This is a genomic window from Alteromonas sp. a30 (assembly GCF_026788005.1).
In the GTDB taxonomy this organism is placed as follows: Bacteria; Pseudomonadota; Gammaproteobacteria; order Enterobacterales; family Alteromonadaceae; genus Paraneptunicella.
Genome location: NZ_JABEPE010000046.1, coordinates 1 through 3,980, shown reverse-complemented (window position 1 = coordinate 3,980; position 3,980 = coordinate 1). Strand labels below are relative to the sequence as shown.

The window sequence follows — 3,980 nt, the reverse complement described above, 5'->3', positions numbered from 1 at the left end:
TCTAGCAAAGAAGGTAAGTGTGGCGAAGGCAAATGCGGTGAAGGCAAATGCGGCGGCAGCAAGTCTAGCAAAGAAGGCAAATGCGGCGAAGGCAAATGTGGCGGCGGCAGCAAGTCTAGCAAAGAAGGTAAATGCGGCGAAGGTAAATGCGGCGGCCAAGCTTAATTACTCTTTAGTTTAGCTTATAGGCCGGTTTTATCCGGCCTTTATTTTATCGGGAATAAGTTATGAAAAAGTTAGAAGGTGTTGGTTTAGGCTTAAGAAGAGAGATGCTGTCTGAACTTGGTGACAAACTACCAAAAGATGTCGACTTCTGGGAAGTCGCTCCAGAAAACTGGATTCCTCTTGGTGGGAAATATCAAAAAACGCTTTCTAAATTTACCAAAGTAAATCAGTTTGTTGCTCACGGTTTATCACTCTCAATTGGTAGCCCCGATCCACTTGACGTTAACTTCGTAAAAGAAGTGAAAACGTTTTTGGATGAGCACAATATCCTTTATTACAGTGACCATTTGAGCTATTGCTCAGGAAAAGGTCATATGTATGACTTAATGCCTATTCCTTTTACAGAAGAAGCGATCCATCAAGTAAGTGAACGCGTGAAGATGGTTCAAGACATTATAGAGCGCCCATTAGTTCTTGAAAATGTCTCCTATTACGCTGCGCCAGGACAAGAGTTAACAGAATTAGAGTTTACACAAGGTGTATTGAACGAGTCCGGTTGTTTGTTATTGCTCGATGTTAATAATGTGTATGTTAATTCCATTAATCATAAGTATGATGCGGTTGAGTTTCTGAAGGGCATGCCTACTAATAGAATCGTTTATGGTCATATAGCAGGTCACTACAATGAAGCTGAAGATCTTATCGTTGACACTCACGGTGCCGATGTTATTGAACCTGTATGGAAGCTTCTAGAAGCTGCATATGAAATTCATGGTGCGTTTCCAACACTGTTAGAGCGCGATTTTAATATTCCTCCTATCGCCGATTTATTAACGGAAGTAGAGCGGATTCGAAATATTCAACGTAACTTTGTATCGGAAGCGAAAAGGAGCGCGTAGTTAATGTCTTCTTTACACACTATACAAAATCAATTTGCCGACCATATCCGTAATCCTGATATGAATGCACCGGTAGAAGGGCTAGAAGATAAGCGACTAAATGTTTACCGTGAGCTTTTCTTTAATAATGTCCTCGGTTTTTTAGAAACCGGTTTTCCAGTTTTAAAGTCCTTGTTTGAGGAAGAGCGTTGGAAAAAGCTTGCAAGAACATTTTTCTCTGAGCATGAATGCCGTTCCCCTTATTTCGTTGATATTAGTAAAGAGTTTGTTGAGTTTTTGAGTAATGAATATCAGAAATTGGGCGATGAACCCATTTTTATGGAAGAGCTAGCTCACTACGAGTGGATTGAACTCGCGCTAAGTATTCGTAAGCAAGAAAATAACATTGAGTGCTGGGACGGTGAGTCACCTGTCAGCTCTATCATACTCTCAGAACTTGCTGAGCTACTGAGCTATCAATATCCAGTGCATCAAATCTCGCCTGACTTTCAGCCTCAAGAAAGCCAAAAGACAACGTATTTAGTCGTACATCGTAACACTGAAGACGAGGTCAATTTTACAGAGGTTAACGACATAACTGCGCACCTTTTGCATCAAGTAAAAACAAATGAAAAGGTTTTAGTTTCATCGTTAATTGAGGATATGTGTGACGCTATGCCGCAAATATCAAAAGACCAAGTGGCTGCTGGCGCGACACAAATTATACAACAGATGTTAGTAGCCCAAATTCTCCTTCCTGCTTAATTCATATTGCTGCTTTCTTTTCTGACCAAATTCTAGAAGAAAGTGGCAATTCTGCTTACATGATGGCAGTGTCGTTGCCACGCTACTACAATTGCATTAACATTGCGCCCAACAAGTAGTTCAGTAGTAGCAGGTAACTGATCAGTTGCCCTTTTTCGGAGACAGCACCAATGCAAAACAACGAGCAACCTTTAGCAACCAATGATCCTTTTAGTGCGGCATACTTTTTTGGTGCCGTAGCAGTGTTTCTTGCAATGCCAATGTTGCATGTTATCTTGGGGTGGTTAACCTTTTTCTTTAAATAAGAACATAATTTGTTGTTCGGTGTGAGAGGTTATGAGTGACTTCAGACAATATCAAAGCTGTAATCAATACCATTCCTAATTACCCTAAGCCCGGTATTCAGTTCCGAGATGTAACCAGCATTATGCGTGATAAAAACGCGTTTAGACGTAGCATCGAGATGTTGGCTGAGTTTTATTCAGGGTTATCTTTTGATCATGTTGTTGGAACAGAAGCGCGTGGGTTTATCTTCGGTGCTCCTCTTGCGATAGAGTTGGGCGTTGGATTTATTCCTGTCAGAAAGCCTAACAAATTACCTGGCAAAGTGATTTCTGAAAGTTACGAGTTGGAATATGGCACAGATACCTTAGAAATGCATCACGACTCGGTATTTGAGGGTGATCATGTGCTTATGATTGACGATTTGTTAGCCACTGGAGGGACAATGTTGGCGACTGCGAAATTGATCCGTCAGTTAGGAGGAATTGTCACTCATGCGGGATTTGTTGTTTCGTTGCCTGACTTAGGGGGCGTTGACAAATTACAGGCTGAAGGGATCGAATGTCGTTCCATTTGCCAGTTTGAAGGAGATTGAGCGAGCAATGAGTTATCAAGTTCTAGCTCGTAAGTGGCGTCCTAATTCATTTTCTGAACTCGTAGGGCAAGAACATGTTGTTTCTGCTATTTCAAATGCTTTAGATAACAACCGCCTGCATCATGCATATTTGTTTACTGGTACAAGAGGGGTTGGTAAAACCACAATTGCGCGTATTTTTGCTAAGAGCTTGAATTGTGAACAGGGAATGAGTTCTAAACCTTGTGGTAAATGTGCCACATGTGTCGAAATTGAGCGCGGCAATTTTGTTGATTTATTAGAAATTGATGCGGCATCAAGAACTAAAGTTGAAGACACACGAGAATTGCTCGATAACGTCCAATATAAACCGACACGAGGGAGCTATAAGGTTTATCTAATTGACGAAGTGCATATGCTTTCGAAGCATAGTTTCAACGCACTTTTGAAAACCTTGGAAGAGCCACCGCCACATGTAAAGTTTCTGTTAGCGACCACAGATCCGCAAAAATTACCTATCACTATTTTGTCTCGCTGCTTGCAGTTCACGTTGAAAGCATTAACCCGAGATCAAATTCTTGGTCAGCTACAACATATTTTGCAAAAAGAAAATATTCCATTTGAAGCTTCGGGTTTACAGGAAATTGCTCGTGCTGCTCAAGGTAGTATGAGAGATTCGTTGAGTTTAACTGACCAAGCAATAGCGCAGGGTAATGGTCAGGTCTCAGGGCAAGTTGTAGCCGATATGCTTGGGTTGCTGGATAGAAATGTGGTGTTAAAACTACTTAACGCCATATTTAAAAAGGACAAACAGCTCACGCTATCTATTGTTGATAGCCTCTCTGCTCAGTCTCCCGATTTTGCGCAAGTATTAGCGGAGTTAATGAGTTATTTACATCAGGTTGCTCTGACGCAATTTGTGCCGGAAGCATGTAAGTTAGAAATCCATGCCGCAAAGGCAGTTTTCACGTTGGCAAAAGCCGCGCCACCCGAGCACGTTCAACTGTTATATCAAATTGCTTTGCAAGGTCGAAAAGACCTGCCATTTTCAGTAGAGCCGCGTGTTGGTTTAGAAATGACTTTGCTTCGAATGCTGGCGTTTACGCCGGATAATATCAAATTAGATAGTGATGCGATTAGTCAGCAACTGGCTCAAGAAACGCAGCGTCAGGCGAATTTAGAACACGAAAAAAAAGATCGTGATTTACCACAAACACTAATTTCTCCTGCTTTAGAAACAGAAACAGAAACAGAAACAGAAACAGAAACAGAAACAGAAACAGAAACAGAAACAGAAACAGAAACAGAAACAGAAA

Annotated in this window: 6 protein-coding genes; all 6 read left to right on the top strand. The window is 41.3% G+C overall.

Annotation, left to right across the window (positions count from 1 at the left end; all coding sequences use genetic code 11):
- Positions 1-165: HvfA family oxazolone/thioamide-modified RiPP metallophore (locus HJG39_RS19470; protein WP_442781048.1), on the top strand; the 165-nt coding region annotated here is incomplete at its 5' end.
- A 62-nt stretch (positions 166-227) separates the two neighbouring features.
- Positions 228-1,064 (top strand): HvfB family MNIO-type RiPP peptide maturase, encoded by an 837-nt coding sequence (locus HJG39_RS18835; protein WP_268411909.1) that lies wholly within the window; start codon positions 228-230, stop codon positions 1,062-1,064.
- 3 nt (positions 1,065-1,067) lie between these two features.
- Positions 1,068-1,808, top strand: a complete 741-nt coding sequence (locus HJG39_RS18830; RefSeq protein ID WP_268411908.1) for an HvfC family RiPP maturation protein — start codon at positions 1,068-1,070, stop codon at positions 1,806-1,808.
- A 170-nt stretch (positions 1,809-1,978) separates the two neighbouring features.
- Complete coding sequence (locus tag HJG39_RS18825) at positions 1,979-2,113, top strand: hypothetical protein (protein WP_268411906.1); 135 nt, start codon at positions 1,979-1,981, stop codon at positions 2,111-2,113.
- A 35-nt stretch (positions 2,114-2,148) separates the two neighbouring features.
- A complete protein-coding gene (gene apt / locus HJG39_RS18820) occupies positions 2,149-2,685 on the top strand; it encodes an adenine phosphoribosyltransferase (RefSeq protein WP_268411905.1) in 537 nt (178 codons plus the stop codon).
- Between the two features lie 7 nt (positions 2,686-2,692).
- On the top strand, positions 2,693-3,980 hold a 1,288-nt coding region (gene dnaX, locus HJG39_RS18815; RefSeq protein WP_268411903.1), incomplete at its 3' end, for a DNA polymerase III subunit gamma/tau.